The 3991-nt window shown below is 67.6% G+C and carries 3 protein-coding genes; 1 reads left to right on the forward strand and 2 read right to left on the reverse strand.

Translation table 11 applies throughout. The features are described 5' to 3' along the window. Positions 1–308: 308 nt before the first annotated feature. Both ABH940_RS36835 and aspS read right to left on the reverse strand, forming a co-directional pair. Positions 309–887, reverse strand: a complete 579-nt coding sequence (locus ABH940_RS36835; RefSeq protein WP_370073039.1) for a hypothetical protein — start codon at positions 885–887, stop codon at positions 309–311. Between the two features lie 635 nt (positions 888–1522). Continuing rightward, complete coding sequence (gene aspS / locus ABH940_RS36840) at positions 1523–2842, reverse strand: aspartate--tRNA(Asn) ligase (RefSeq protein ID WP_370107281.1); 1320 nt, start codon at positions 2840–2842, stop codon at positions 1523–1525. A 642-nt stretch (positions 2843–3484) separates the two neighbouring features. Between aspS and ABH940_RS36845 the strand changes: the two genes are divergently transcribed. Continuing rightward, positions 3485–3730: a hypothetical protein gene (locus tag ABH940_RS36845; RefSeq protein ID WP_370073041.1), complete on the forward strand. Its 246-nt coding sequence runs from the start codon at positions 3485–3487 to the stop codon at positions 3728–3730. Positions 3731–3991: the final 261 nt, after the last annotated feature.

Genomic DNA, 3991 nt, shown 5'->3' on the forward strand with positions numbered 1-3991 from the left:
TCCGCCGTGATGGCATTCGCGGTGATCTCCTTAGTCGTCGTATTCAAGGGGTTCCTCGCCTCTCACAAGTGCATTTGTGTTCGGGCGAGCATAGATGGGTGGCTGAAGGCCCGTCAGTCCTGGCTAGCCACACCACTCCAACGAGACCTGCGGCGTCCAGCCGGCGCTGACCAAGTGGGACCTGTGGGCACTTCGTCACCAGGGCGTCTATCTGGTCTCGGGGTGGCGCTGACAGAGCGCCAGGTCCGGGCGCGGACCAGCCTGTGTGAGCTGACCAGCGCACGGTCCCGTGCTGCTGTGGTGGTGTTTCAGGCGGCAGTCGCCTCGACAGCCGGGCTGGACAGCCACGCCAGGCGGCCGAGCCTGGGCCGCAGCCAGCCGTCCAGGCTCCACACCGCGCCCGCGTTCGCGTGGAACAGCGCCAGGGAGGCGAAGATGTAGGCCACCGACGGTCCCAGATCCGTGATCCCGGGGGCGGTCCACGGCAGCCCGAACGCCTCGGCGGACGACCAGATACCCAGCGAGTACACCGCGCTGCCGATGAACACCGCATTGCTGAACACACCGAAGACCAAGCCCAACGCGATGCAGGTCTCCGTCAGGGCCGCGCCTACAGCGAACGCGCCCGGAGCGGCCGTGGCGACGGCGTGCCACATCAGGATCCACTGATGGATCACAGGGGTGTGGACCGACGTCCCCTGACCGAGCTCGTCACTCAACGTCTGCCCGTGGATGAACCCCGGCAGCCACTTGAACGACGCGTCGACCGCCCAGACCAGGCCGAAACCGATACGCACAACCGCGGCGCGCCGCAGGCGCCCTTCTTTGCCCGAGCCGAGTGGGATTCGGCGGACTCTGCGGCCCGGGGCTGTGGTTGCAGTGGTCACGATGAGCTCCTTCCGAAAGGAGGTGCACAAGGCCTATGCCGGAGGAGGCAGAACAACATGGGATGACACAGACGAATCCGGTGACTTCCCGGCTAACGGTGTTGACGGTTTCGAGATGAACAAGACCAATGCGCGGAGGCCACCTCAGCGCCCATCCAGATGTCACATACAAGCCCTCGCCACGGCTTGCCGACGCGCCGGGATCCCCCTGAAAGAGTGAGGACAGGCTGGTCCGCCACAGCCTCAGGGGGGCCAAGCGGACCAAGCGCCCCGCCGAGGCCTTCAGAGCTTGATGCCGGCGGCGAGCTGTCAGCGCGACCGTGGACAGCTCGACGCCCGGCGCGAGGGCGCGTTCGTGAGAGAGATGACCGGCACCAGGTCTGGCAGCTGGACTTCTCCGGGTTACCTACGCGGGGCCGCGGGCCTGCGCCCGTCGGCGGCCTGGTCCGAGCGGGCGGCTCCCCATCGCGGTGAGTCGGTCGCACCCGCCGGCAGACCCGCGCTCGTGAGCACCTGCTGGGGGTCGCACCCGCATGCCAGAGAGCTGTGTCGCGTTCGCGCGTGTGGACAGTAGCGGAGTCGTCGCCCTCGGCGACTCCGCTACTGTGCATCACCCGCAGAGCAGGTCAAGGACCCTACGGGGTGAGCCGGTTGGGCCCGCGGAACAAGAACGTCGCTTCCCGGATCGAGTCCAGGCCGAGCATCACCATCAGCACGCGTCCCACCCCCATGCCCAAGCCGCCGTGCGGCGGGCACCCGTAGCGGAAGCAGTTCAGGTAGTCCCGCAGCGACTCGGTTCCTACTCCCTTTTCGGCGGCCTGTTCGAGCAGCACATCGTGGCGGTGCTCGCGTTGGGCACCGGTGGTGATCTCCAGGCCCTTCCACAGGAGGTCGAAGCTCGACGTCAAGTGGGGCCGGTCGGCCGGCCGCATGTGATAGAAGGGCCGGATACTTGCCGGGTACTCGGTCACGAACACGAACTCGTGCCCGGCCTCCTCCTTGACGTGCGCGGCCAGGCACCGTTCGCCCTCGGGGTCCAGGTCCTCCTTGACCCCCTGCGGGTCCCATCCCCTGGCCCTGAGGATCTGCTGGGCCCGGACCATGGTGATGCGCGGGAACGGCAGCGCCGGCACCGTCACCTCCACACCGAAATGCTCTCGAATGGCGTCACCGTGGAGGTTCTTCACCGTCGCCAGGGCGTGGACCAGCATGTGCTCTTCGAAGTCCATCACGTCCTGGACGCCGTCGATCCAGGCGAGCTCGACGTCCAGCCCGGTGAACTCGGTGGCATGGCGGGAAGTGAACGAGGGCTCGGCACGGAAGACGGGGCCGACCTCGAAGACCCGGTCGATGCCGGCGGCGATCGCCATCTGCTTGTAGAACTGGGGCGACTGGGCCAGGTAGGCGTTGCGGTCGAAGTAGCCGAGCTTGAATACTTCCGCCCCGGACTCCGAGGCGGTCCCCATCAGCTTCGGGGTGTGCATCTCGGTGCAGCCCTCGCGGTAGGCGAACTCCCTCATCGCCTGCTCGACTGTGGTCTGCACGGCGAACAGCAGCTGCGCGGCAGGACGCTTGCGGACGTCGAGGAACCGCCAGTCGAGCCGGTGCTCGGATCCCGTGTGCTCGTCGATGGGTAGCGGGGCATGGGCCCGGTTGAGGACCTCCACGCTCGTGGGGACGATCTCAAGGCCGCCCAGGTTGACCACAGGGTTGTCGAGGACCCGGCCGGTGATCCGCACCGCCGTCTCCAGGGTGAGGTCTTCGAGCTGACGTTCCAGCAGGTCGCTCTCGCCGCGTTTGTGGGTCACTTGCGTCATGCCCGTGTGGTCGCGGACCAGGACGAATTGCATCTTGCGTTGCAGGCGCAGGGTGTTCACCCAGCCGGAGACCGAAACGGTCTCTCCAACGTGTTTGCGCAGGTCGGCGACCAGTACGCGGGTTGCAGGGTGGATCATCGCAGTCCTCCAGCGGACCTCGGCTGATCCCTTGGAAGTGCGGGCGAGAAGGGTGACTCGCGGTGCCACCGCACTTTCACCGTTGCCCGTGGGCAACGTCCTCATCGTGGCCCGGTGACGGGGGCCGACCGGCGGGGCATTTCCTCCCCGCGCTCAGGAGTGTCTTCACTGCGGTATGCGAGGCTGCCGTCTCAGCTGGTGGCAGCTCTCTCGACTCGCAGGGTTCCGCAGCTACTCGTCTCCCTCGTCGCGTCGAGACATCAGGGTAGACATGCCCGGTTGCCCGCACAAGCGAAATACGCAGGCCAGAGGTTATCTTCCGGGCATCTCCCCGAGCGCGGACCGCCTGAAGGAACTCCTGTGCGACCGTGGGCGATCGACGAGGACCAGGCGAAGGTAGCTGCCTCAGCGAGCCATGTCGAGGTTGTGTTTCCCTGCCCGAGTGGCCTCTCGCCCCGGCCATTGCGGGGCTGGGGCGGTGACGGGGGGCAGGCTGCGGGATACCAGGATCCACTTCGGCCGATCGGTTCGCCCGCCATGCCCGTCCGCCCCCCTGTCCGATAGCCCCAAGTGCCTTGGCAGCCTGGCTGCCAACCACCTGGACCTGCCCGCGCCGTGGGAGTGGGTGCGGCCGGGCGTGCCGTGGCTCCTGCTCTGGAAGCGGCCGGCGTTCCGCCGTGTGCGGTTGACGGCGACGTGGTCGTCGACGGCGGCGCCGTGGCGGAGGCGGAGAAGCGCGGTCAGGTCCGGGTGGCCTGGCGCTATCGCCGGGGCGGGCGCCCAGCTGACGCCGGCGAAGCCGACCTGGGCGCGGCCGCCCGCGCTCTGGTGCTTGTCGGCTGGGACGCGCTGCTCTACCGAGCCGGGCGAACGGTACCTGTTGGTTGAGCCCGCGCGGGACGGCTGATGGTCAGAAGGTCACGCTGAGGGAGAGCGAGACTGGGGCGGGGAGATCACCGACATCACGCGGGTGATGACCAAGCGGGCTCCCTGGCCCCTGTCACCCCAGCCGAAGGCCTTCCCCATGGACGGGCGAGCGGCAGCTTGTTGTCGGGGGTTGGTGTGGTGTCCGGCGCCGGTAGCGTTCGCTTTACTTCAACGCAACGATGCAGGTGTCTGTCATTGCGTTAGATTCTCGGTCAGTGCAAC

It is taken from the genome of Streptacidiphilus sp. BW17 (genome assembly GCF_041262485.1).
Classification (GTDB): domain Bacteria; phylum Actinomycetota; class Actinomycetes; order Streptomycetales; family Streptomycetaceae; genus Streptacidiphilus.

Bases quoted from the DNA above. Each gene is read 5' to 3' on its own strand.
- aspS (WP_370107281.1), bottom strand. From the start codon at position 2,842: ATGATCCACCCTGCAACCCGCGTACTGGTCGCCGACCTGCGCAAACAC.